Origin of the sequence: Bacillus sp. FSL K6-2944, from assembly GCF_038005385.1 — a bacterium.
GTDB lineage: Bacteria > Bacillota > Bacilli > Bacillales > Bacillaceae_G > Bacillus_A > Bacillus_A cereus.
Genome location: NZ_JBBOTE010000001.1, coordinates 2,070,137 through 2,093,699 on the forward strand (window position 1 = coordinate 2,070,137; position 23,563 = coordinate 2,093,699).

Genomic DNA, 23,563 nt, shown 5'->3' on the forward strand with positions numbered 1-23,563 from the left:
TGGAGGGATGACGATGCAAAGTGAGAAACTTTGGACGAAGGATTTCCTCGGAACTTGTTTTAGTAGTCTATTTCTCTTCTTAACATTTTACATGCTTATGACTACTCTGCCTGTCTATGTTATAGACGGCCTAAAAGGAAAACCTGAGGAAATTGGTTTAGTTGCAACTGTGTTTCTTATTTCTTCTGTTTTATGTAGACCATTCACAGGAAAATGGCTCGATGATTTAGGAAGAAAGAAAATATTATTTATTTCACTTTCATTATTTTTAGCCGCTACTGTTATGTATTTCGGTGCGCAAAGTTTATTCTTATTACTTGCCCTTCGCTTCTTGCACGGTATTGGGTTCGGGATGGCAACGACAGCTACTGGTACGATTGTAACTGATGTTGCGCCAGCTCATCGACGAGGCGAAGCGCTTGCATATTTCGGCGTATTTATGAGTCTGCCGATGGTAATTGGTCCTTTTTTAGGTTTAACAATTATTTCTCATTTTTCGTTTACTGTATTATTTATCGTTTGTTCCGTATTTTCATTACTTGCATTTTTATTAGGACTACTTGTAGATATTCCGCACGAAGCACCTGTTAGCAAACAAAAACGTGAAAAAATGAAATGGAAAGACTTAATCGAACCATCTTCTATTCCGATTGCACTTACAGGATTTGTTTTAGCCTTTTCTTATAGTGGTATTTTATCCTTTATTCCTATTTATGCGAAAGAACTCGGTTTAAGTGAAATTGCAAGTTACTTCTTTATTTTATACGCACTTGTTGTTGTCATTTCTCGTCCATTTACAGGAAAGATTTTTGATCGCTTCGGTGAAAATGTACTCGTTTACCCTGCTATCATTATTTTCACAATCGGAATGTTCATATTAAGCCAAGCACAAACTTCATTTTGGTTCCTTGGCGCAGGTATGCTAATCGGTTTAGGTTACGGGACATTAATTCCGAGTTTCCAAACGATTGCGATTTCTGCCGCTCCAAACCATAGACGTGGTTCTGCGACAGCTACGTATTTCTCATTCTTTGATAGTGGTATTGGTTTTGGTTCTTTCATTTTAGGTATTGTCGCAGCGAAATCCAGTTATCATAATATGTATTTTATCGCAGCTATTATCGTTGCGTTCACTTTACTTTTATATTATGGATTACACGGACGAAAACAAAAATTCAAGAAACAACCTACAGACGGAAAAATTTCCGCTTAGCGTTAATAAGGAAAGTAAACTTCCCCGTTTACTTTCCTTATTTTGTATTTCTTTCAAGACGAGCGTATACTTATAGTAGAAATAAAAAGGAGGGCCATATATGAAACTAAAAAAATCTCCCCTACTCTTACTTATACTAACATTCATATTTGTAATTACAGGGCTTGGGTTTACTTACTTCAAACAAAATAAAACGACCCCATCAAAACATAATGTGACAAAAGAAAACTGGTTAAATGACCCTTACTTGCGTTGGTCGTACACACACATGAAAGAATTCACTTTAGTTAATGACGTAAAAAACAATCCTGACCAAATTGCTCACTTCCCTTCCGCATTGCAAAACTTAGACGATTTTGCTGTGGAGCGTAGATTCGGAAATACAACTCCTCTAAAAAAACTTTTAGACGATAACAAAACAGATGCTTTTGTCGTTGTACATAATGAACAACTTGTTTATGAACGATATTTCAATGGGTATAAACAGAATGAACCTCATGGTATGGCATCATTAGCAAAAGTCTTTACCGGGGCGATTATACAATCTCTCGCTGAAGAAAAACGTATTGACTTAGAAGAAACAGCTGACACTTACATAAAAGAATTAAAAAACACACCGTTCGGTAATGCCACACTTCAGCAATTAATGGACATGCAAGTTTCAGCTGAATATCCTACTCATGGATATGAGCAACCTGGGCTAGAAAATCAAGATGCACAATTATATTTAGCTAGCAATATTTTACCCCGCGGCAAAAATTACGACGGTCCGATGAAAATTTATGATATGTTACGGGAAGCCGAAGAAACTGCACCGCCTGGTTCTTCCTTTTCTTACAATAACGGATCAACAGAAACGCTCGCTTGGATTATTAGAACTATTACTGGTAAATCACTAGCTGAAAATGTAAGCGAACGAATTTGGTCTCAAATTGGTATGGAAGAAAACGCGTATTACGTTACAGATGAAACAAAAGTAGAACAAGCTAGTGCTGGATTAAATGCAACTGCTAGAGATATGGCGAGATTCGGGCAATTACTATTAAACAATGGGGAATATAACGGAAAACACATTCTCCCTTCTTCTATTACAGAAAGTGTAAAAAATGTCCGAGAAGGTGAACTTGCAATTGGCCCTGGAGCTTCCATTTCTTATCATAATCAATGGTGGATTCCGCACAATGAACAAGGTGCTTTTGAAGTGTTAGGTAGTTACGGACAAACACTTTACATCGATCCGAAAGCAAATATGGTAATCGTTCATTTCTCTTCTAACGCAACGCCAAGTAATGAAATACATTCGACTTACTCAAATATGTATATTGATATTGCACATCATTTAGAAAAGCTTCCACAGTAGTGGAAGCTTTTTCATTACAGTACATTATTTACACTACTATACCAATTATCTTTTCGTTATTAGAAAAGATTGAAAAAACAATTACCTAAAATACACCTATCGAAAATTTTATAAGCAGGTTACAATTTTAATTGAGCGTTTAACTAATACACCCACATCTTTTGGAGAATGTATTAAAACACTTCCCTTACAAAGATTGTCTGTTCATATTGGTCGAAAATTTCTTCTATAGATGAAAATAAAGTTTCTTCCGGGATGATGAACTTTATTTTTTGACCAGTTTGCAACAGTTGCTTTGAAGCCAGCTAGTAACCTTTCTCTATACTATCCCTATAAGTGCTACCCCATTTCCAACCGTTTTTCTTCTAGTATATTAAAAGCAGAATTTGATACGAGGCTCTATATCAATCTATCAATAAATTACCACTCTGTAAATATCTGAATTTTCTTTACGTTGAAGGTTATCTCCTAAACAACCTCGAATAATTGTAATACATATACATAAGGAGGTTGATCTATTTTGTTTCGTTCCTTTACAAATGGTTGCGTCGCCTTAGTGCAACGCTTCTTGCCAGAACCGTTTATTTTATCATGTTTACTAACTGTTTTCGTTATCTTCTTTGGTATGTTTGCGACTCACCAAACACCTGTAGAAATGATTAATCACTGGGGTAATGGAATTTGGGGACTCCTCGCCTTTTCTATGCAAATGGCACTTGTACTCGTGACTGGATCTGCTTTAGCAAATGCTCCTCTTATTAAAAAAGGATTAACGAAAGCTGCCAGACTACCAAAAACAACTGGACAAGGCATTATTGCCATTTCAATTGTAAGTTTACTCGGTGCATACATAAACTGGGGCTTTGGAATTGTTGTATCTGTTTTATACGCAAAAGAAGTGGCAAGGCAGCTGGACGGATTAGATTATAGACTAGCAATCGCCTCTTCTTACTCTGGATTTCTCATTTGGCATGCCGGTCTTTCTGCCTCTATTCCTCTTACGTTAGCAACAGGCGGTGAAACGTTAATTAAAACGACTGCTGGAAGTATTAAAGAGGCGATTCCAATAACAGAAACGTTATTCTCACCATACGCTCTCGTTCCAGTTATTATTTTTCTCATTACGATGCCTCTCATTAATAAAGCGATGCATCCAGATGAAAAACATACGATTACAGTAGATCCTAGCGTGTTCCATGAAGAAGCTGCTGCTCAAGAAGTAGAAAAAAATACGTTCGCTGAAAAGATGGAAAATAGCATTATTATTACACTTTGCGTTGGATTGTTAGGTCTCATTTATATTTTCAATTACTTTTATACGAAAGGTTTTAACCTTACTCTCGATATCGTGATTTTTATGTTATTAATTGCAGGTCTTATTTTCCACCGTACTCCGATTCAGTATATTCGTGCTTTTTCAGACTCTACGAAAAGTGCTTCTGGCATTTTACTTCAATTTCCGTTTTACGCAGGAATTATGGGCATGATGATTGGAGCAAATAGTGAAGGACTTTCACTTGGAGGAGCTATTTCTAATTTCTTTATTAGCATTTCAAATGAAACGACTTTTCCGCTCTTTACATTTTTAAGTGCTGGCATTGTTAACATTTTCGTTCCATCTGGCGGCGGTCAATGGGCTGTGCAAGCACCAATTATGATTCCAGCTGGCGCTGAACTTGGTGTACCTGCTGCAAAAACAGCAATGGCAATTGCATGGGGCGATGCTTGGACGAATTTAATTCAACCTTTCTGGGCATTACCAGCATTAGCGATAGCTGGTTTAGGAGCTCGTGACATTATGGGATTTTGTGTTGTGAACTTACTATATGCGGGTTTTATCATTAGTCTATGCTTCTTATTTATTTAAACGAAAAGCTAGTTTTATACTAGCTTTTTTACATAATAAATCACTTATTTCCCATGAAATTTATAATCTTCTCCCACTCTAACTCCGTAAGATGTAATGACTCAAATGCAAAAAAATCTTCGCACACTTTTTCAATTAGATGTGGATTTTCCCTCAAAAAATTCCACTGTAATACTTTAGGAAGAAAATGCATTTCATATTCTTTACTTCCCCGTACTACCTGATCAACTTCTCTTTCACAAATTCCTCTTATTAAATAATCATTTCTTAACTCTATTTGAATTTGCTGAAATGTTTCGCTACATTTTTTCAATTGAAGTAAACACGTAACATACTTCCGAAAAAGTTCGCCATCATACTGAACACAGTTTATAATACGATCGACTTCATTCATAATGCACGAGCCTTTTCTTCTATTTGTAATAACCATTTCTCACGCTTTGATACTTTACTCGTTTTCACAGATTGAAACACTGACCGTTTTATATCGCGAATGCCACAAAAACGTAAAATACCTCTCTTCATCATAATCCAATCTGCTGATCGATATAACAATGCGACGTACCATAGAGGCGAGTCTAACGTATTAATAACCCATGCTTTTTTCCCTTGCAATAATCCTTTCGGCAGAGCCCCTTCATATTTATAAGCAAATCCAGCTACGAAAATACGATCGATAAATCCTTTTAAAATTGCTGGCATCCCCCACCACCATATTGGATAGATGAATAGAAGTGTATCTGCTTCTTCTACTAACGTTCTATACCGAGCTGTTTCCTCTTCATTTACTAAATCGCGTCTTTTCTTCTCTTCATTAAATACGAGGACTGGATCAAATTGTTCTTTGTATAAATCAAGTACGGTAACTGAATGATTTGTTTCCTGTAGTCCTTTTTGCACATGATTGAAAATCGCCGCGTTAAAACTTGAAGGGTTAGGATGAGCATATATAATTAGTACGTTCACTACAAAACAACTCCCTCTATACGTTAAAGTTTCTCCTTCTTTAATAACTTCTCTACAATTTGTACGTTTTTCGAACTTTGCAACAATCGATTTAATAATATAAGTAACTCTTCTTTTTCTAAATCTTTCAGTTTCTCTTTAACTGCACTCTCACCAGCACCTTGCATATCATAAACAACTGCCACCATATGTTTACAATAATTTTCATAGGGACACTCACAGTTACTTTCTGAAAAATCTTCGAGATCGATAACTACTTCATAATTCCCTGCATTTCCAGTAACGAAAGCAAACACTTTTTTATCTTGTATTTCAACATCTTCTACATGCCCATCTTCATAATATTCATATCCCTTATCTACAATGTACTTTGGGATCCATTTCGTTATATCTTTTAATAAGTAAGCGTACATAATTGTACCCCTTCCTTTAATTCCCTTTTGACTTCAAAAATCCTGCATGTTATTCTAATTACTGTTAAGTAGCAAGTCTACGTGACAAAACGACTGACACCTATTCGGCGAAGGTGTCTCTTTTCATTTGCAGCCGATATGAATTGCCTCTTTCAGGCACATTCAATTTTTGACACTACACACTCAACACCATTCCCTGTATCAGGCTGCTTTAGCAGTCTTTTACTCTACATACTCCGTTATTTTAAGAAAAAAGAGAGCTTAGCTCCCTTTTCTCGCCTTATACAATACCCCTTTTTCAGCATAGAGATATTCATCAGCTAATGTAATTTTCCCATCCAGTTTTAGTTCGTCTAATAATCTTGATAAATAAAATTGATGCAACATCTTTTTCGTGAATTTTCCTTCATGATGCGAAACGATATGTTCTTGAATATCTAACAATGATATCGGCTTATCTTGCTCTATCATATATTCATAAACTGTACTACGCAGTTTTACGTATTTTTCGAGTGTCACAGTAATGCGCAACCCCTTTCTTCTTAATATAAATTTTCGTAATCGGTTTTTTTGCAATAAAAAAACCTCTCCGATAAGAAGAAGTTACGTATATATCTTCGTCTTATCTCCCAGAACAAATATGTTCTGCTGGAATTAGCACCTGCATCGCGGTTGCTGGGTTTCATCGGGCCAGTCCCTCCACCTCTCTGGATAAGAAAATATTCACTTAATTCTTACTATACGTAATTCCACTTCAATTGTCAAACAAATATAATAAATATAACAAATTATATTTTCTTCCTTACTGTTCATACTACCCATATACGAACATGCAAGGAGGATTATGAAATGCATCAAAATGCTCGCGGATATGTACAAGATTCTTTTCAATCATTACAAGAAGCTAAAAATTGTTTAGAAGAAGCGCTCGAAACAGTTGAAAAAGATTTTAATCGCGCTCGTATTGAACAATCACTTTATGCTGTTGAACAAGCTATTCAACGTTGTGAGTACACCGTTCACATTTTAGAAAAAGATTAAAAACTTCCCATCAATTGATGGGAAGTTTTTTCAAATGGCATACTTCATAATTATTGCCGTTATGATTAAAAAATATACAGAATTAGCAATTTCTAAAATTCCTACTTTTATAATAGAAATTTTTTTGCCATACAACACAATTGCTCGAAAGACACTTGGTATAAAAATAAGAGAACACCACGGATTAATCACAAATATGATTATCGTTAATACAATATGATATCCCCAAGATATAAGACGATACTTCGGATTATTTTTTTCACGAATCATCGTTTTCACATAGAACGTACTACCTAAAAAGTATAAAAATGAAATAAGCGCAATGAATAATGCTGTATGATCGATTTGCTTCATTGAAAAGGAATAACTAATTAACCCACCGATACAAAACACAATAATCGCACAAATATCATTTAATAGTGCTCTTTCATTTTTTTGACGAGCGTAATACATATTCACTATAAATAATGGAATCATTACTATTACGAATAAAAGAATTCGCCACTCATATAATAAAGAAATCATCCCAAATAGGAACGCAATAAGAAAATAAATAATGGCAACTTGTAAAAACTCTTTTTTTCGTCTTTGCTTTATGTACGTAAGAAATGGGTACGTAGCTAAATAGATAAAGAACCACGCTAAAAACAATGGAATATGATAAATAGTAGGTTTCCCAAGTATGACACTTAATAAAAAAGGAATAACAAGCATGGCCCATGCACCATGTTGCTTCGGAATAACTAACTTCATTAACTATACACCTCCCTTTTGAAAAAAGTTCTCACCTACAATTATACAAATAATTTTATATAATAGCGGATGCATATTGAATCGATTTTTTGACAAAAAAATGCTCCTTACATTATGTAAGAAGCATGAAAGAGGCAAACGAATATGTAAGTCGCGACCCTACCTTATATGAGTATGCTTTTCTATGTCACGTTATGCTCATCTAATATACCGTATTTCTTTTTAAATCTTGTAAGAATCGTAATCCATGAAGTACTAAATAGTAATAAGAAAATAACATTCGAAATCGCATGGCTCAAATCAAAGTAAAAACTTGCGATATAATACGAAATGACAGTTTCCCATGTTGCTTCTCGTATAAAACCGAGAAGGCCCCAGAAATTCATAATCCAGCCAAATAAAAAGCCAACAATTACTCCGTAAAGAAGTCTTCCCCATAGCTTTTTCATAAAAACTGTATTACGAAGTAAACCTGCTATAAAACCAATCATGCCCCACGAAAACATTTGCCACGGTGTCCATGGACCTTGTCCTAAAAAAATATTAGATACGATTGCTGCTGTAGCACCAATCATAAAACCAGTTTCACTTCCAAATACAATTGCAGAAACGATAATGACAAAAGAAGTTGGTTGTACACTTGGTAAAATAGAAAATGGCACCCGGCTTACTGCTGCAATTGCCGCTAATACAGCAACGAGAACAATTTCACGTGAAACAAACGCCTTTCTTTCAAAACGGATATAGAAAGGTAACATAATAACCGCTAATAGAAACAAACTACTTAACATGTAATAACCGTCCATGACAAGTGTCGTAAAGAGTAATGTGCCGATTATTACTGCAAAGATACATATTATGAATGCAACATATCGTTTGGACAAGCTTCGTACACATCCTCCCACGTTAATGCATATGGCAATTCTTTTCGAATGAATCGATTAATAGATGTTGTATAAAAGAAGTTGCCGCTAAAAAATTCTTTCGGTGCATCATTCATAATGACTGTTCCATCAAATAACATCATACATTGATCCACGTATTTCGCTGCAAACTCAATATCATGCGTTGCCATTACAATTGTTGTACCTTCTTTTTGCAGCTTCCTAAATAGTTCTCCTACTCTTTCTTTCTTCCATGGATCCAATCCCTTTGTCGGTTCATCAAGTAATAATATCGTTGGCTTTGATAATAACGTCGTACATAACGCAAGTAATTGTTGCTCTCCTCCGCTACAATCATGCGGATGGCGTTCTTTAAGCGAGTACAACCAAAACTGTTTTAGCGTATCTTCTGCTATTTCTTTTCCTTGTTCTCCATATAATTCACGCGCACGTTCATAAACCTCGTCCCATACTGTATCAAATGTAAAATGGTAATACGGATGCTGCGATACATACCCAATACTTTTAAACCGTTCTTTCGAATCAATTTTATGTATCACTTTTCCGTTCCACTTTACTTTTCCTCTTCTCGCTTTTTGTAATCCTGCTAAAATCGTTAACAGTGTAGACTTACCTGTACCGTTCTTCCCAACGAGCGCTACCCATTTTCCTTTTTCAATCGAAACTGATAAATCACGTAAAATAAGCGGACTATTTTTTTCATATTGGAACGAAATATGCTCTGCGCTTAAAATTACCTCTTGCTTTTCACTTTGTGCTATTGGGTCATTTACATATGATATCGCTGCAAAATCATTCATTTTCATTTGCGCCTCTCGCACTGTAAACGGAATATCTCTCACATTCCACTCTAAAAATAGCCTTGGAATTTGCGGAATAAATGGACGGAATGTTTCTACTCCCCACATATCCGTAATAACAATTTTAGGACTACCATCATACATAATACGGCCATTATCCATACAAACAACGCGTGTTGCAAGCGGGATAACTTCATCTAAACGATGTTCACTTAAAATAATCGTAATTCCAAGTTCTTCATTAATCCGTTTTAATAATCCTAAAAACTCTTTTGCAGCGATTGGATCTAACTGCGCTGTCGGTTCATCTAATAATAGCAATTTCGGCTGCATAACTAATACCGCAGCTAAATTAACAAGTTGCTTTTGCCCACCAGATAACGTGTGAACAGATTGATGCAATAAATCTTGAAATCCTAAAAAGCTAATAAGCTCTGCTATTCTTTTTTGAATAATATGTGATGATAATCCGATATTTTCTAAAGAAAATGCTAATTCTTGAATCACTGTATCCATAACAATCTGGTTTTCTGGGTTTTGAAATACCATCCCAATTTCTTGGGCAGATAACAAATCAGCTACTTCCTCTATTAAAACACCCTCATAAAATATCTCTCCAGAACGCGTACCAATTGGAAGTAACTCCTTTTTAAAATGTTTTAATAACGTCGTCTTCCCAGATCCCGATCCTCCAGCAAGTGCAATAAACTCACCTTTTTGAACAGAAAGAGAAATATGCTGTAACGCTTTTTTATTTTCATCAGCATATACAAATGATAAATTGTTTATTTCTGCATGCGCCACCATATCCATTCCCTTCCTTCCATCATAATTGGTAAACTAATAAACAGTGTAAATAATACAAACATCATTCCATCGTATTGCTGGAATAAAATAGATTCGACTTTCGGATAAATAATCAATTTCCCTCCGCCATAATTACTACATACAATAGCAGCTATAAATAAAATGATTAAATAACTGAGCGTATACCAATCACGCCTTTCCATTCTATAGCGAATATACGTCGTACGCTTCGTTACACCAAATCCACGAGCTTGCATAGAATCTGCCGTTTGCAGTGCATCTTCTAATGAACAAATTAATAATACTTGCAGCAATTGCATACCATTTTTGACGCGTTCTATTATCGAACCTGAATCTACCTGCACACCTTTCGTTTTTTGGACGAGTGTGATTTTCTTTAATCGCCTTATAAACAAAGGAACAAATCTCACTGTAATCATCGTTAACAATGCAACTTTCGGTGAAATTCTTGAAAACAAATATAAAAATTTATGACTGGAAATAATATCATTGTATGACGCAAACGTAAACATAACTGCAACTAGTAATAACCCCATTACTATTCCAAACATAATCGCCTCAAGCTTAACACGGCTATCACCTAACCAAAATAACGTAGTTCGACCTCTATGCGTTAATAACGAATTAAATAAAATTACCATAAAAAAGAAAACAATTGTGCTCGGTAGCATCTTTCTTATCTTTTCGCTATTTCCTTGCACCACATTTAACATAATAATTAATACTATTGCTCCAATTAAAAAAAGAGGATGAAGACACATCGTACATAGTATCATCACCCCGATATAATAGAAAAAATTCACAAAAGGATGTAAAGAAGAAAAACTTATTTTCATAGCCCTTTACCGAATGCCTTTCTTATTGTAATACGTATACCCACTCAATTGTATCTCCTGGTTTTACCGTAACTACACCAGCACTATGGTTTGGAAAAGCACCGTTCACACGATATTTCCATCCACTAGTATCCGCAATATCTTTTTCATATAAATCATTAATACCTTTTACATAAATACTATCTCTAGATCCGCTTGCATCAACATCTAATCCTGTACGTTGTAATACTTTATACACAGTATCGCCATCTTGTACATCCATCTTTTTCGCACCCATTATATATCCGTTATTTCCTTTTACCGAGATTGTTACTTGTTTTGCTTGCGGTTTAGGCGGTGGAACCGGATCTGATTTTCGTTGTTCAGAATTTGGAACGGTCGGAGTCGGTATCGTTTTCTCCGCTTTATTCGGATCAACTTTTTGCTCCTGCTTCGGTGTTTCTTTCGGCTGATTCACAACCTTTGCTTCTTCTTTTACTTCTGGTGCTTTCGGTTGTTGTTTCTCTTCTTGTACTTGTTGCTGCTCTGGTTGCTTATTTACAGCAGGTTGCTCTTTCGGTTGTTCCTGTTGTTTCTCTTCTTTCTTTACCTCTGGTTGTGCCTGCGGCTTTTCCTCTTTCGGCTTCTCTTCTACTTTTTGTTCTTGTTTCTCTTTCTGTTCTTCTTGCTGCTTTTGCTCTGATTCAGCTTGCTTTTCTTCTGCTTTTTCTTCTGGCTTCGCTTCATCTTTTTGTTCTTCTTGTTTCGCTACCTCTTCTTGCTTCGGTTCTACCTTCTTTTCAGGCTTTACAGCTGCCTCTTCACATCCGGCAAGTAGCCCGAGCGAAAGCAGTAAAGAAATGAACCATTTCACCTTACTCATCCTATCTCTCACCTTTCATACGAAAATTAGGAGCAAATAATTGCTCCTAATTTTTTGTTAAGCTGCTTTACGTCTCCATAATACATATGCAGAAGCAATACATAATACACCCATACCTACTTCTGTTGCTGCGCTATGAGAAGATGCTCCTGTTTTTGGTAGACTGTTATCGTTTCCGATTTTTTTATTCTTAACTGGTTCGTTATCTACAACTACTTTTAGATTTTCATCTTTTGTTTCTTGTTGTACTTGTTTTTGTTCTTTCGGTTCTTCAATAACTTCTTTTTCTACTACATTATTTTCTGGTTCAACGACCTTTTCTGGCTCTTCAATCGGTTTTGGCTTAATTACATCACCAGCGTCTACATTAGACCAATCATAAATAGATTTTCCCATTTCCTTAAATTGAAGTAATGCTAAAAGAGCCTGTTCTGTAGCCATTCCGTTACCATTTTGATCACTTGGTAACCATTTAAATTCACCATTTGAAAGTTGATATGATAATAGGTTTTGCATTGCCTTATGAAGACGATTTTGATCTACATCTTTAACAAGCGATAATCCAATAATTGCTTGCGCAGTACTATTTGAATTTTCTTGTCCATCAGCTGAAAAACCACCATTTTGCAGCTGTTCGTTATATAAATATGCAACAGCTTTTTGTATAGCTGGTTTCACATCTGATCGCTCTTGATAAGGAGCTAATGCTGATAAAACCATACCTGTTACATCAACACTACTAGCACTATCTTTACTACCTGAACTATTATAAGTCCATCCACCGTCTGTATGCTGATTATTTAACAGTGCTTCCACTAGAGCAACTCTGTTCCATTTTGATTCAACTGGAATCTCATACTTCTTCGTATCAAATGCAAGTAAAGCAAATGCATAACCTGTAACAGAATTCACTTTATCTGACTCATACAATTTTTGAACTAAATTATGTCCACCTACATTTTTAGGGTCTGCACTCATTGCATTCATCATAATAATTGTTCTAGCTAAATCTGTCGCTGAAAAACGATTAATGCGCTTTTCTACTTTTTCAGTTACTGACTTAACATAATTTAATTTTGCCTCAATTGGCACATTCTTTCCAGAACGAGAAAGCGCTACAGCTACCCAGTCACTTTCAATTCCATCTTGTAACATCTTATCTGATGTTTTAGAAATGGCTTCGTTTAATTGTGCACTTGGATCTTGAATGTTCTCTTGCTTTGGTTGTTCTGGTTTTTTACTATCTTGGTCACCTTGGTTTTTCCCATCTGGCGTTTTACCGTCTTGGTCACCTTGGTTTTTCCCATCTGGCGTTTTACCGTCTTGGTCACCCTGGTTTTTCCCATCTGGCGTTTTACCGTCTTGGTCACCCTGGTTTTTCCCATCTGGCGTTTTACCGTCTTGGTCACCTTGGTTTTTCCCATCTGGCGTTTTATCATCTTGACCTTCTGATTTTGGTTCTTCTGGTTTGCCACCGTTAGGTTCTTCTGTTTTACACGTCCCGAACTTATCTAACGTTTCTTTCAATGTTTCCTGGCTTATATTGCTCCAGTCTGAAACAAAGCGAAAGACAACAACATCTCCAGATTTTAATTTATAACTATCTGCTCCGACTTCTGCAGACTTATCATTTACATCATATAGCCAAGCACTTGTAGCCCCGGCCATTAAACCATCGATTCCTTTTACATATGTTCCAAACGACATCGTTTCAGATTCTACTTTGTCCCCCATGACCTTTTGCAGCAAACTTAAAGCTGTTTCCCCATCTTTAATTTGCTCTTCTTTCGGACATAACATAATGCCCTTTTGTGATTCCCCAATAATTGCAAGTTTTGCTGTATTTTCTTCAGCAAACGTAATATGTACTGTATTCGCAAAAGAAACAAATACAAGTGTCACTGCCATTAACGACGTAAGCAGCCACTTTTTCAACATTGCCATCCCAAAATTTCCTCCCTTACTACCATTTACACAAAAAAAGGCCCTTCAAGGGCGTGCGATTGACACTCTCTTTTTGTAAGTGTCGAACAAAAATGTACAACACCTCCTACCCGCATTATTCGCGGCTATATTTGTATAGGAAAAATAATTTTGTTTATGAACGTATCATTGTGATAACATTCATTTTTCTTGGCACAACTTACTTCCATTTAAGTTATCGTAAAACGATAAACCTATACATTCTGTAAATTTTAAATTTCTGTATTATTTTACTATTGACAAAGAATTTTGTCCATGCTTTATCGGATTTATTTTCTAAGAATAATAACTTATTAACTCTTAACGATGTAAACTCTTTTCACTAATAATGACGCCATCTTCATCCGCATAGACATATTCATTTGGATTCCAATCCACTTGTCCAAAGTGCAATGAAATATTTCGTTCTCCTTTTCCTTCTTTCACACTTCTATTTGGCATCGCTCCTAACGCTAAAATACCAATATTAATATTCTTTAGTTCACTAGAATCACGAACATACCCATTCACAATAATTCCTGCTAGCTTTCTTTCTTCCGCAATAGCTGCCAAATTATCACCAAGTAACGCACAATTCGTAGACGCTCCGCCATCAACAACTAATACTGTTCCTTCTGGTAATGTTTGCAATCCTTCCTTCACTAGTACATTATCATCTTTCACTTTTACAGTTGCAATTTTCCCGTGGAATTGTTCTTTCTTCCCAAAAGACCGAAAAGACTGGCGACATATTTGTAATTCCTTTTCAAATTCATCACATAGATCAGTAGTTTTCCACATCTTGTTCCCTCTTTTCCTTTTTCTTTCTACATAACATATTCTTGGCTTATTATCGTTTCCCTGTCTAATATTGCAATAATTTGTACGTGCGGGAAAAGGATACAAAAACTATTGCCTTAAGAAGCTACCTTTATTATAATCTATTTCACAGATTAAATTCAGAATATTGAAAATTAACCAAGTGAAGAAGGAGGGATTTTATGCAAATACAAACTGAGGCAAAAAAACAACCTAGTAAACAAAAGTTTAAAATGCCTGATGCGTACGTACTACTATTTTTTATTGCCTTACTTTGCGCCATTGCTACGTACTTCGTTCCTGCTGGAGAATTTAAAAGGGTTACAAACGGGACCGTTACAACGACAATACCAGGTAGCTACCATTCTGTTCCGCAATCACCCGTAGGATTTGTTTCTTTTTTTACCGCTATTGAAAAAGGAATGACACTTGCTGCTCCTATTATCTTTCTAATTTTATTTACAGGTGGAGCTATTGCAATTCTTGAAAAAACAGGTGCTCTTGACGGTTTAATCTATCATGTTATTAACAAATTTCGTAATCAGCAATTACTTTTCATTTGTATAGTTGCTGCGCTTTTTTCTATTCTTGGAACGACTGGTATTATCGTTAACTCAGTTATCGGTTTTATCCCCATCGGCATCATCGTTGCACGCACGTTAAAATGGGATGCTATCGTCGGTGTAGCAATTATTTATTTAGGCACTTATGCTGGTTTTAATGCTACTATTTTATCTCCCTCACCTTTAGGCATTTCACAAAAGATCGCAGAACTTCCGATGTTTTCCGGGATTGGTTTACGCACCGCAATCTATATATCTTTTTTACTTGCCACTATCCTTTATATAAATTGGTATGTAAAACGCTTGAAAAAATCAAATAAAGGAAGCATCCTTGGCGACAACTGGTTTCCCAGTAACGCTCTTTCAAGCGAAAAAGAAACAGAGAAAAAAGAAGTCCCTTGGACGATACGTCATAAATTAATTTTACTCGTTTCAGCTTTATCATTAATTGCATTTTTAATAGGCGCTTTTCGTCTACATTGGACGGACGCAGAAATGACCGCTACTTTTATTTTCATAGCAATTACAGCAGGAATAATAGGTGGCATGAAAGCAAACGATATCGCATCCACTTTTCTAACTGGCTGCCAAAATCTTATCTACGGTGCTTTAATCGTCGGAATGGCTCGCTGTATTTCAGTCATTTTAGAACAAGGCAAATTACTTGATACTATCGTTAACCAGCTCGCACAGTCTCTTGAAGGACAAAGCCCTGTATTTGGCGTTATCGGTATGTACGTAAGTAGTGCTGCATTACATTTCCTTATTTCATCCGGGACAGGAGAATCGGTTATTTTCATTCCGATATTAGCTCCATTAGCTGATTTCATGCACATTACACGCCAAGTTACAGTACAGGCTGTTATGCTCGGAGAAGGTGTAGTAAACTGCTTAAATCCAACTTCCGGTGTTTTAATGGGCGTTCTCGCAGCAAGCGGGATTTCTTATGGAAAATGGATTCGTTTCATGGCTCCACTTGCACTCATTTGGTTTATCATTGGACTTGTTTTTCTTATTGTTGGGGTGAATATTGAGTGGGGACCTTACTAAATACTTAACTAGATAAATAAGTACTATCGTTCCATATAAATATCTATTCTATTTCCCTCACTAGTCCTATAAAAATCATTTATTCTAGTAAAAATATAAGAAGGGATTGATCATAATGATCAATCCCTTTTATCAAAATATAATACCTTTAAAAATCTTAGTTCCAGATTTTATTTACCCATTCTGGATGATCAATAAAAGGGTTGCGGTTATGTTGATATTTTGTAAAAATCACTTCATTACGCTTTCGCTCTAAATCATCGACCGGGTCTTGTTCATTCCATTTTAATAAGACAGATAGTTTCCCCATGTATGGATCTTTATTGTTATTCACTTTTTCATTTAGTTCTAAATCTATTTCGCCGTTGTCCCCCTCGTAACGAACAGCCATATAAAACAGCATTCTAGCAATATCTCCTTTTACACTATCACGAGGTTCCCAAGAATCACTATCATATTTACATTCTGTCGCTTCAGAATGATTTACACCACCGTTATCAAAATCTAGATTTCCACGTGAACTATTTACAGATACATCCGTCGCTCTTAAATGATGTAGATCTGTTCCAGGTCCTGCAGTCGTTCCAAAGTCACCGTGAGATTTTGCCCAAACATGCTCTCGGTTCCAGTTATTTACTCCTGATCCATTCGTAAGTTTCCCTTGCGAACGACCAGTATATAAGAGTATCACATTATTTTTATTATTCGGATCTTCATCAGTATCTCTTAACGCTTCCCAAACCGCACTGTATGATAACTTTGTATGATTATCAATAATATTATGCAATTCCTTCTTTAATTCTAACCCCGTTTTTCCTATTGCGTTATTATAATATGTATCGTCATAATTTTTTACAATAATCTCCTGTGCTGATGCAGGAACCACTTCACCATGTATAGTATCTGTGAATGATAGAGATGCAGAACCTAAAATAAAAAATGAAGATAGTGTAACCATAGCAATCTTTGTATTTCGAAACTTCATATACCCATTCCCCTTTAAAATATAATTTAAAGCTATTAACTAAAAAGTGCTTTCTAACCCCCGAAACCTTTTAGAAACCCATTCCCCTTTTCTGTTTATTTAATACAAGACTCTATCCAGTCTGTATCACTTCTAAACTTTTTGTTTATTCACATTCCAAACAATTTCACTTTTTACAAGGAATATCCTTTTCTTATAAAGATTATTAACATATTCTTTACAACTAAAAAGTAGTTTAATATTAACTTATAAATTTAAATTTATTTATGCAATAATGCATATTTGATAAATACTTTAAAAAACAGTTTGAATAAAATGCATTCAAAGAAAACCGTGCCACAAAACAGATACGGTCTAAGACAGAAATAATAAAAATTAAGATGATAGCTCGACTTTTCCCTTTTCCATAACTATCTTTATTTTTGTGTAAAACCTTTCTTTCTCTGAATAATACGTACAAAAATAGATTGGTTACCATGTAGGCACCAATCTATTTTAATTAAAGAAACTGTGTCAATTCTGAGTTCACAACACGTTGTGCAGTAATAATAACATTTTCAGCTGTTAGTCCATAAACACTATATAGTCCACCAGGTTGATTAGGAACAATTTGAACTTCATATTCAAATGCTTGTCCAAGAGCAGGATGAACTAAACTTAGAGTTGCAAAAGTAGAAGCATTAGAATTCACATTGAAGTTTACCTGTTCAATTAATACTAATGAACCGTCAAGTCTAAAAACTCTAGCTACTCCAGTAAGTGGGCCCGCAGTACGGTTAAGGATCTTCACCCTAACTTTATTTGCATTAGCAGGTTGATTTCCTACGTTTTCAATTGGTCCTGTAGTAAGAGCCATATAACACCACCTCCATTATATTATTATTATATTCAATGATAAATATTAATGTTATAGTCTAATTACCCAATTTATTTAAAATAAAAAGAAGCTCCAAATTCTATTATATTTAGGTCATAGATATTAAACTTAATAAAATCAAAGGCAGGAACATATTTGATATGTTCCTGCCTTTTTATTGTGGGATACCGATAAATAGCCCTCTAGCTAAGATTTTAAAGTGCTACAAAATCAAAAATTTTATCTCACCAAAGTTTTCTACGAGAATCCAGTGAACAGCTTATTTACATAATTTTTGTTCTCAGAAGTTGATCTTGTAGCGCTCTTTCTCGTAATTCACTATGTTTTCCAAAGAAAATAGTGAAAAACAGGGCGGTGAATACATTTACAAAATGACAAAACTGTAAGAATACACGAATGTTTGTAAGAAAGTTCGATGTTTTCTTTTTCCTTTTTTTATTATAGTGAAAAAGAAGAACAAAATATTCTCTTATGTAGGAAAGGAAGATAATAATGATCGATCTATTAAATAAATGGATGTTAGAAAGTACAGCCAATTTTAATATCGTTGTAGGACTTACAGCACTTCTATTTTTGGGTTCAGTAATTGCACTTATTATTATTTACAAAAAAATTGGTAAACCGGTTGAAAGAACAAATGCTATTTATTTAAAAATTACTTCTCGTATGTTTACTACTCAAATTCTAATGAATGCTATATTTATTTCTTTAGTTGGTAAAGATATTGAGAATTTCCGTCAAATCTTTATATTATTTGAAGCTTTTGTATTCTTTATTGGAGCTATTTATTCGTTTAAATTATATAGACAGGAGTACAAATGATTCACTTATAAGAAACAATAAAAAACAGTAGTGATTTTACATTACTGTTTTTTATTGTTCATTTTTAATTGTAAACTTTTCATTTTTAGTTAACTGTATATTCTATACATATGAGGTTAACATAACCCATCATTAGCGTTAGCGAGGAAAAAGGACAACCCTGCTCTCACAAGTGAACCCTTTTTTAGTTCTATGAATCTATACATATTATATACATTCCTATCCTAACGTGGTTTTAGTGCTCTTGTTTGTTACTGGATTAGCCAAAAAACTGTATAAAATCTTGCATACTATTAGCGTGTTTTTTCAAAAATACTGGCATCCCCCAATTGGTGCTTTCTTATGGATATTGCTTGACTCCTCATTAAACACTCTCCTGTTCTTTGTCTATCTTTAAGAATAAACCCTGCTTGTTTATTTCAAGTTCTTGCATCGAGGTTTTACCTTCTCCCAAAGCCAAACAAACAATTCAGATTACATGCCTATATCAAACTAAACATTCAATCTTTATCCAGTTTGTAAATAAAAAAGGACAATCAGCCCTCACCAATCGGGCTTTTACGGGCAGTTGATCCCCACCTAATTTCTTTGCTTCCGCTGAAATTTGAGATGAGGGTCTTACTGCCCGGCAAATAGCGGGATAAAACTAGAACTTCTTTTCCTATGTATATTTACTTCGTTACCTCTCCAAACTGCGCTCTCGTCACTTTCGCCAAGTCATCTACTTTAAGCTCAATTTGTATACCAATTTTCCCGCCACTTACAATCATCGTTTCAAGTGATTGAGCACTCGCATCAATACATGTAGAAAATAACTTCTTCATTCCGACTGGCGAACAACCGCCGCGAATATATCCTGAAACTTTCGTAATATCTTTTACAGGAATCATTTCAATTTTCTTTTCACTTACTGCTTTTGCGGCAGCTTTTAAATTTAGTTCCTCATCTACCGGAATAATAAACACATGATAATTTTTACTATTCCCTTGAGCGATTAACGTTTTATATACTTCTCTCACTTCTCGTCCAATTTTCTCGGCTACTGATACGCCATCAATTTTCCCATCGTCTGGATCATATGACATCATCGAATATTCAATTTTTTCTTTATCTAATATTCGCATCGCATTTGTTTTATCTTTTTTCATAGTGATCTCCTTAAAAGGTTATTTCATATTATTAAGTTTTATTATACACCCTTTTCCATTTCTCCTACATAACTTCACGTATATTTCAAAACTAAAAATATTGATAATTCAAAAATCATCTGATATAATTTGGAAAAACTTACGTTAAGGAGAGATTTGCAATGCTAAATTTTAATACTTCTTTCCAACTTCATCATCAAACGTAACGCCGTGTATCCGAAGAAAAATTTTTCTTCGTGGGTACAGGGCTTTTCCTGTTGACCCACGAAGCGTTCATAAAGCTATGTGGGTATTTTTATACCTGCATAGCTTTTTTTAATTTGAAAAAGGAGTGATTATGATGGAAATGAGAAATGTAAAAGGAACGAAAGACTATTTACCAGAGGAGCAAGTGCTGCGAAATAAAATTAAAAGAGCTTGTGAAGATACGTTTGAACGATACGGATGCAAACCTTTAAAAACGCCGACGTTAAATATGTATGAGCTTATGTCTTACAAGTACGGCGGTGGCGATGAAATATTAAAAGAAATATATACACTTCAGGATCAAGGAAAACGTGAGCTCGCCTTACGATACGATTTAACTATTCCATTCGCAAAGGTTGTGGCAATGAATCCGAACCTCCGCCTCCCTTTTAAACGTTATGAGATTGGGAAAGTATTTCGAGATGGGCCAATTAAACAAGGAAGATTTCGTGAATTTATACAATGCGACGTTGATATCGTCGGTGTTGAGTCTGTCATGGCAGAAGCTGAACTTATGGCTATGGCGTTTGAGCTGTTCCGAACGTTAAACTTAGAGATAACGATTCAATATAATAACCGAAAATTGTTAAATGGTATTCTTCAGGCCATTAACATCCCTACTGAGTTAACAAGTGACGTCATTTTATCATTAGATAAAATCGAAAAGATTGGGATTGATGGTGTACGAAAAGATGTATTAGAGCGCGGAATTTCTGAAGAAATGGCTGATACGATATGTAATACCGTATTATCTTGTCTAAAACTTACTATCGCTGACTTTAAAGAAGCTTTCAATAATCCACTCGTTGCCGATGGAGTAAACGAACTACAACAATTACAGCAATATTTAATCGCCCTTGGAATAAATGAAAATACGATATTCAACCCGTTTTTAGCGCGAGGACTCACAATGTATACAGGTACTGTATATGAAATCTTTTTAAAAGATAGATCGATTACATCTAGCATCGGTAGCGGCGGCCGTTACGATAACATTATCAGAGCATTCCGTGGTGATAATATGAACTATCCAACAGTCGGTATTTCATTCGGTTTAGACGTTATTTATACAGCACTATCGCAGAAAGAAACAATCTCATCTACAGCGGATCTATTTATCATCCCACTCGGGACAGAGTTACAATGCTTACAAATTGCCCAGCAATTACGTTCTACCACTTCCTTAAAAGTCGAACTAGAACTAGCAGGACGCAAATTAAAACGTGCCCTTAATTATGCCAATAAAGAGAATATCCCTTATGTGCTTATTATTGGGGAAGACGAACTTAGTACAAACACTGTTGTGTTGCGGAATATGAAGGAAGGTAGTGAGGTGAAGGTTCCGATTTCTTCTTTAAGTAATTATTTATAATACGAACCACCCTCGTTTGGGTGGTTTTTCTATTTTATAGATACCTAACAATTAGTTTACATAAAATTATTATAATCTATTAAAAATACAAATAAACAATATCCAATTACCTATTATTTTTGGTAATATATAGATACGAATTGTTTTAGGAGGATTAACTTTGAAAACCTACATTCAAGCACTAAAGTGGACTACAGGGATCTATCATCTTTTATTACTTCCTTGTTATTATGTATTTCCAAGTCTTGTTAACCTATATGGGATACCTTTACTACTATTGATTGTTTTACATATCAATACTATTTTATTAGCTAAAAAAGAAGGCATGAATACGTCCCCTCATTATATCGGTATTATCGTTACTCTAGTTGCCTTTTTCCCTTATATAGACATCGTTCTACATATGATAGCAGCCATTTTCCTTTTATTAGATGCTGCTTCTACGAATGCAAAAGAAGTGTATGATTCATAACAGGATGAAATGAAACTTTAATCAGTAGAGTTTTGAAGTCGGTTAGCAAATTACAAAACTTACACAATAACTTCATTGCTAACACCCAAAAAGGATTTACTTTTTAAGTAAATCCTTTTTTAAATTCCCCTCCTTACTCCAGAATAATAAAAGAATATTCTGTTTAATTTTTATAAATTTCTAAATATTTATAATACATTCGAATTAACATACATTTTAGTTATGTAAAAAATCTAAGTTTTAAGGAGATGAATCCATGCTTAAAAAGTTGGTAGCAGGTGCATTATTAACTGTTTCGTCGTTAACTGGAGGAATGGGATTAGTATCAGCTAGTACCGAAAAAGATTATACGATTTCCTCTTTCGAATATGTAACTGTAGATGAAAAGACTGTTGATTCGTTTAACAAATTGAGTGCTCCATCAAAGGAAGACGTAAAAATAACGTTAGTTCTACCGAAACAAAATCAAAATGGAGACTGGTTATCTTATGGATTTTCGAGCAAAGAAAGTTTAGAGTCTTTTATTGAAAAGGATAAACAAAGGTTGAATCATTCAATCACTCTCCTTGGTGTTGGAGGAAGCGGACCTGGTAGTACAGACTTCTATAAACTCACAAATCAAGGTAGCGAGTATTTTTCTCTAAGTAGCGGTTATAAAAACTTGTCTGCTAGTTGGCAAAATCAAATTGTTTCTGTACGTACAGCAGCTCCTACTGCTAGCTATTCAACAATACTATGGGAACATACTTCAACTGACGGATATGGAAAAGGTGTTGTTTTTAAACATGCTGATTGGTATGGTCAAACTGCAAACTTAAATAACTTTCCAACTTCAGCAGTTGAAGTTAAAAAGTAAAAAATATAGAAATAAAAGGTGTTTTCACGTATGGAAACACCTTTTATTTCTACAACTATTTCACATAACTCGTCTATATCAATTTCAACTCTTAACTATTATTTTTCGTATTCCTATTCTCCAAAACCTTCTCCATATTATGAGTTGCCCATTCCATCATTAATAGAATCACTGGACGTAGTGATTCACCAAGCTCAGTTAACGAATATTCAACTTTAGGTGGCACTTCACGGTATACTTCACGATGTATAATGCCATCAGCTTCAAGTTCTCTCAGCTGCAGCGTTAACATTCTTTGTGTGATATTTGGTTTTAATCTTTTTAATTCATTAAACCGCTTTGTACCATCTAATAAATGATACAAAATTACCCCTTTCCATTTCCCTCCAATCACCTCAACCATAGCTTCAACTGGACAAGAATATTTATTTAAAAATGGGTAATTTATATTATTTTCGTTTGGACAATCCATAATAAATCCCTTCCCTTAAAATTAGTATCTTTTTTGATACTATACCACATAAATGTGCGTACTTGTATCTATGTT

The 23,563-nt window shown here is 35.0% G+C and carries 24 protein-coding genes, 1 pseudogene and 1 riboswitch; of the genes and pseudogenes, 9 read left to right on the forward strand and 16 right to left on the reverse strand.

Features of this window, described 5'->3' with window-relative positions; translation table 11 throughout:
* Positions 1 to 13: 13 nt before the first annotated feature.
* The 3 genes from MHH55_RS10465 to MHH55_RS10475 all read left to right on the forward strand — a co-directional run bounded on the left by MHH55_RS10465 (position 14) and on the right by MHH55_RS10475 (position 4,440).
* Positions 14 to 1,213 (forward strand): MFS transporter, encoded by a 1,200-nt coding sequence (locus MHH55_RS10465; protein WP_001190318.1) that lies wholly within the window; start codon positions 14 to 16, stop codon positions 1,211 to 1,213.
* 100 nt (positions 1,214 to 1,313) lie between these two features.
* Positions 1,314 to 2,573 (forward strand): serine hydrolase domain-containing protein, encoded by a 1,260-nt coding sequence (locus MHH55_RS10470; RefSeq protein WP_078186755.1) that lies wholly within the window; start codon positions 1,314 to 1,316, stop codon positions 2,571 to 2,573.
* Positions 2,574 to 3,093: 520 nt separating this feature from the next.
* Positions 3,094 to 4,440, forward strand: a complete 1,347-nt coding sequence (locus tag MHH55_RS10475) for a short-chain fatty acid transporter (protein WP_000490030.1) — start codon at positions 3,094 to 3,096, stop codon at positions 4,438 to 4,440.
* Between the two features lie 40 nt (positions 4,441 to 4,480).
* Here MHH55_RS10475 and MHH55_RS10480 read toward each other — a convergent pair whose 3' ends face one another.
* The 4 genes from MHH55_RS10480 to MHH55_RS10495 form a co-directional block, all read right to left on the reverse strand.
* Positions 4,481 to 4,834 carry a hypothetical protein gene (locus tag MHH55_RS10480; RefSeq protein ID WP_001006475.1) on the reverse strand — a complete coding sequence of 118 codons (354 nt, stop codon included), beginning with the start codon at positions 4,832 to 4,834 and terminating at the stop codon, positions 4,481 to 4,483.
* Positions 4,831 to 5,406, reverse strand: a complete 576-nt coding sequence (locus MHH55_RS10485; protein ID WP_001101572.1) for an NAD(P)H-dependent oxidoreductase — start codon at positions 5,404 to 5,406, stop codon at positions 4,831 to 4,833. The genes MHH55_RS10480 and MHH55_RS10485 overlap by 4 nt, the downstream gene beginning before the upstream one ends.
* Positions 5,407 to 5,429: 23 nt before the next feature.
* A complete protein-coding gene (locus tag MHH55_RS10490) occupies positions 5,430 to 5,819 on the reverse strand; it encodes an SWIM zinc finger family protein (RefSeq protein WP_000271531.1) in 390 nt (129 codons plus the stop codon).
* Positions 5,820 to 6,080: 261 nt separating this feature from the next.
* Positions 6,081 to 6,338, reverse strand: coding sequence for a hypothetical protein (locus tag MHH55_RS10495; protein ID WP_000171476.1), 258 nt, complete (start codon positions 6,336 to 6,338; stop codon positions 6,081 to 6,083).
* Positions 6,339 to 6,438: 100 nt separating this feature from the next.
* A riboswitch (SAM riboswitch) is annotated at positions 6,439 to 6,537 on the reverse strand.
* A gap of 131 nt (positions 6,538 to 6,668) precedes the next feature.
* Between MHH55_RS10495 and MHH55_RS10500 the strand changes: the two genes are divergently transcribed.
* Positions 6,669 to 6,860 carry a hypothetical protein gene (locus MHH55_RS10500; RefSeq protein WP_000554032.1) on the forward strand — a complete coding sequence of 64 codons (192 nt, stop codon included), beginning with the start codon at positions 6,669 to 6,671 and terminating at the stop codon, positions 6,858 to 6,860.
* A gap of 30 nt (positions 6,861 to 6,890) precedes the next feature.
* Here MHH55_RS10500 and MHH55_RS10505 read toward each other — a convergent pair whose 3' ends face one another.
* The 7 genes from MHH55_RS10505 to rraA form a co-directional block, all read right to left on the reverse strand.
* Positions 6,891 to 7,613, reverse strand: coding sequence for a YwiC-like family protein (locus MHH55_RS10505; RefSeq protein ID WP_000779985.1), 723 nt, complete (start codon positions 7,611 to 7,613; stop codon positions 6,891 to 6,893).
* 182 nt (positions 7,614 to 7,795) lie between these two features.
* Positions 7,796 to 8,497, reverse strand: a complete 702-nt coding sequence (locus MHH55_RS10510) for an ECF transporter S component (RefSeq protein ID WP_000044905.1) — start codon at positions 8,495 to 8,497, stop codon at positions 7,796 to 7,798.
* Positions 8,470 to 10,131 (reverse strand): ABC transporter ATP-binding protein, encoded by a 1,662-nt coding sequence (locus MHH55_RS10515; RefSeq protein WP_139362449.1) that lies wholly within the window; start codon positions 10,129 to 10,131, stop codon positions 8,470 to 8,472. Before MHH55_RS10515 ends, MHH55_RS10510 begins: the two co-directional genes overlap by 28 nt.
* On the reverse strand, positions 10,104 to 10,982 hold the full coding sequence (locus MHH55_RS10520) for an energy-coupling factor transporter transmembrane component T (protein ID WP_033666295.1): 879 nt from the start codon (positions 10,980 to 10,982) through the stop codon (positions 10,104 to 10,106). The genes MHH55_RS10515 and MHH55_RS10520 overlap by 28 nt, the downstream gene beginning before the upstream one ends.
* Before the next feature lie 22 nt (positions 10,983 to 11,004).
* The gene (locus MHH55_RS10525) at positions 11,005 to 11,844 is read right to left on the reverse strand and encodes a DUF4430 domain-containing protein (protein WP_000048881.1); all 840 of its coding nucleotides are present in this window, start codon (positions 11,842 to 11,844) and stop codon (positions 11,005 to 11,007) included.
* Positions 11,845 to 11,901: 57 nt separating this feature from the next.
* Positions 11,902 to 13,788: a DUF4430 domain-containing protein gene (locus tag MHH55_RS10530; protein ID WP_078186752.1), complete on the reverse strand. Its 1,887-nt coding sequence runs from the start codon at positions 13,786 to 13,788 to the stop codon at positions 11,902 to 11,904.
* 339 nt (positions 13,789 to 14,127) lie between these two features.
* On the reverse strand, positions 14,128 to 14,607 hold the full coding sequence (gene rraA, locus MHH55_RS10535) for a ribonuclease E activity regulator RraA (RefSeq protein WP_078186751.1): 480 nt from the start codon (positions 14,605 to 14,607) through the stop codon (positions 14,128 to 14,130).
* Positions 14,608 to 14,807: 200 nt separating this feature from the next.
* Here rraA and MHH55_RS10540 point away from each other — a divergent pair, with 200 nt between their 5' ends.
* Complete coding sequence (locus MHH55_RS10540; protein ID WP_025686826.1) at positions 14,808 to 16,238, forward strand: YfcC family protein; 1,431 nt, start codon at positions 14,808 to 14,810, stop codon at positions 16,236 to 16,238.
* A gap of 157 nt (positions 16,239 to 16,395) precedes the next feature.
* On the opposite strand, the gene MHH55_RS10545 is transcribed toward MHH55_RS10540, so the two are convergent.
* The 3 genes and pseudogenes from MHH55_RS10545 to MHH55_RS36405 all read right to left on the reverse strand — a co-directional run.
* Positions 16,396 to 17,223 carry an endonuclease I family protein gene (locus MHH55_RS10545; protein WP_000672193.1) on the reverse strand — a complete coding sequence of 276 codons (828 nt, stop codon included), beginning with the start codon at positions 17,221 to 17,223 and terminating at the stop codon, positions 16,396 to 16,398.
* A gap of 499 nt (positions 17,224 to 17,722) precedes the next feature.
* Positions 17,723 to 18,079 carry a hypothetical protein gene (locus MHH55_RS10550; protein ID WP_001229415.1) on the reverse strand — a complete coding sequence of 119 codons (357 nt, stop codon included), beginning with the start codon at positions 18,077 to 18,079 and terminating at the stop codon, positions 17,723 to 17,725.
* 287 nt (positions 18,080 to 18,366) lie between these two features.
* A pseudogene (locus MHH55_RS36405) lies at positions 18,367 to 18,453 on the reverse strand (transposase); the annotation flags it as partial.
* A gap of 139 nt (positions 18,454 to 18,592) precedes the next feature.
* Between MHH55_RS36405 and MHH55_RS10555 the strand changes: the two are divergent.
* Positions 18,593 to 18,922, forward strand: a complete 330-nt coding sequence (locus MHH55_RS10555; protein WP_000566271.1) for a hypothetical protein — start codon at positions 18,593 to 18,595, stop codon at positions 18,920 to 18,922.
* A 671-nt stretch (positions 18,923 to 19,593) separates the two neighbouring features.
* Here the strand turns inward: MHH55_RS10555 and ybaK are convergent.
* Positions 19,594 to 20,070: a Cys-tRNA(Pro) deacylase gene (gene ybaK, locus MHH55_RS10560; protein ID WP_075678144.1), complete on the reverse strand. Its 477-nt coding sequence runs from the start codon at positions 20,068 to 20,070 to the stop codon at positions 19,594 to 19,596.
* Between the two features lie 337 nt (positions 20,071 to 20,407).
* Between ybaK and MHH55_RS10565 the strand changes: the two genes are divergently transcribed.
* The 3 genes from MHH55_RS10565 (at position 20,408) to MHH55_RS10575 (ending at position 23,016) form a co-directional block, all read left to right on the forward strand.
* Positions 20,408 to 21,688, forward strand: a complete 1,281-nt coding sequence (locus MHH55_RS10565; RefSeq protein WP_340880670.1) for a histidine--tRNA ligase — start codon at positions 20,408 to 20,410, stop codon at positions 21,686 to 21,688.
* A gap of 160 nt (positions 21,689 to 21,848) precedes the next feature.
* Positions 21,849 to 22,160 carry a hypothetical protein gene (locus MHH55_RS10570; RefSeq protein ID WP_075678140.1) on the forward strand — a complete coding sequence of 104 codons (312 nt, stop codon included), beginning with the start codon at positions 21,849 to 21,851 and terminating at the stop codon, positions 22,158 to 22,160.
* Between the two features lie 256 nt (positions 22,161 to 22,416).
* The gene (locus tag MHH55_RS10575) at positions 22,417 to 23,016 is read left to right on the forward strand and encodes a hypothetical protein (protein ID WP_078186374.1); all 600 of its coding nucleotides are present in this window, start codon (positions 22,417 to 22,419) and stop codon (positions 23,014 to 23,016) included.
* 91 nt (positions 23,017 to 23,107) lie between these two features.
* Here the strand turns inward: MHH55_RS10575 and MHH55_RS10580 are convergent, their stop codons facing one another.
* Positions 23,108 to 23,488, reverse strand: coding sequence for a winged helix-turn-helix transcriptional regulator (locus tag MHH55_RS10580; RefSeq protein WP_016124938.1), 381 nt, complete (start codon positions 23,486 to 23,488; stop codon positions 23,108 to 23,110).
* Between the last annotated feature and the right edge of the window lie 75 nt (positions 23,489 to 23,563).

Coding starts and splice junctions, on each gene's coding strand:
- MHH55_RS10465 (WP_001190318.1), top strand. CDS start 14: ATGCAAAGTGAGAAACTTTGGACGAAGGATTTCCTCGGAACTTGTTTT.
- MHH55_RS10470 (WP_078186755.1), top strand. CDS start 1,314: ATGAAACTAAAAAAATCTCCCCTACTCTTACTTATACTAACATTCATA.
- MHH55_RS10480 (WP_001006475.1), bottom strand. CDS start 4,834: ATGAATGAAGTCGATCGTATTATAAACTGTGTTCAGTATGATGGCGAA.
- MHH55_RS10490 (WP_000271531.1), bottom strand. CDS start 5,819: ATGTACGCTTACTTATTAAAAGATATAACGAAATGGATCCCAAAGTAC.
- MHH55_RS10500 (WP_000554032.1), top strand. CDS start 6,669: ATGCATCAAAATGCTCGCGGATATGTACAAGATTCTTTTCAATCATTA.
- MHH55_RS10505 (WP_000779985.1), bottom strand. CDS start 7,613: ATGAAGTTAGTTATTCCGAAGCAACATGGTGCATGGGCCATGCTTGTT.
- MHH55_RS10515 (WP_139362449.1), bottom strand. CDS start 10,131: ATGGATATGGTGGCGCATGCAGAAATAAACAATTTATCATTTGTATAT.
- MHH55_RS10520 (WP_033666295.1), bottom strand. CDS start 10,982: ATGAAAATAAGTTTTTCTTCTTTACATCCTTTTGTGAATTTTTTCTAT.
- MHH55_RS10525 (WP_000048881.1), bottom strand. CDS start 11,844: ATGAGTAAGGTGAAATGGTTCATTTCTTTACTGCTTTCGCTCGGGCTA.
- MHH55_RS10530 (WP_078186752.1), bottom strand. CDS start 13,788: ATGGCAATGTTGAAAAAGTGGCTGCTTACGTCGTTAATGGCAGTGACA.
- rraA (WP_078186751.1), bottom strand. CDS start 14,607: ATGTGGAAAACTACTGATCTATGTGATGAATTTGAAAAGGAATTACAA.
- MHH55_RS10540 (WP_025686826.1), top strand. CDS start 14,808: ATGCAAATACAAACTGAGGCAAAAAAACAACCTAGTAAACAAAAGTTT.
- MHH55_RS10545 (WP_000672193.1), bottom strand. CDS start 17,223: ATGAAGTTTCGAAATACAAAGATTGCTATGGTTACACTATCTTCATTT.
- MHH55_RS10550 (WP_001229415.1), bottom strand. CDS start 18,079: ATGGCTCTTACTACAGGACCAATTGAAAACGTAGGAAATCAACCTGCT.
- MHH55_RS10555 (WP_000566271.1), top strand. CDS start 18,593: ATGATCGATCTATTAAATAAATGGATGTTAGAAAGTACAGCCAATTTT.
- ybaK (WP_075678144.1), bottom strand. CDS start 20,070: ATGAAAAAAGATAAAACAAATGCGATGCGAATATTAGATAAAGAAAAA.
- MHH55_RS10565 (WP_340880670.1), top strand. CDS start 20,408: ATGATGGAAATGAGAAATGTAAAAGGAACGAAAGACTATTTACCAGAG.
- MHH55_RS10575 (WP_078186374.1), top strand. CDS start 22,417: ATGCTTAAAAAGTTGGTAGCAGGTGCATTATTAACTGTTTCGTCGTTA.
- MHH55_RS10580 (WP_016124938.1), bottom strand. CDS start 23,488: ATGGATTGTCCAAACGAAAATAATATAAATTACCCATTTTTAAATAAA.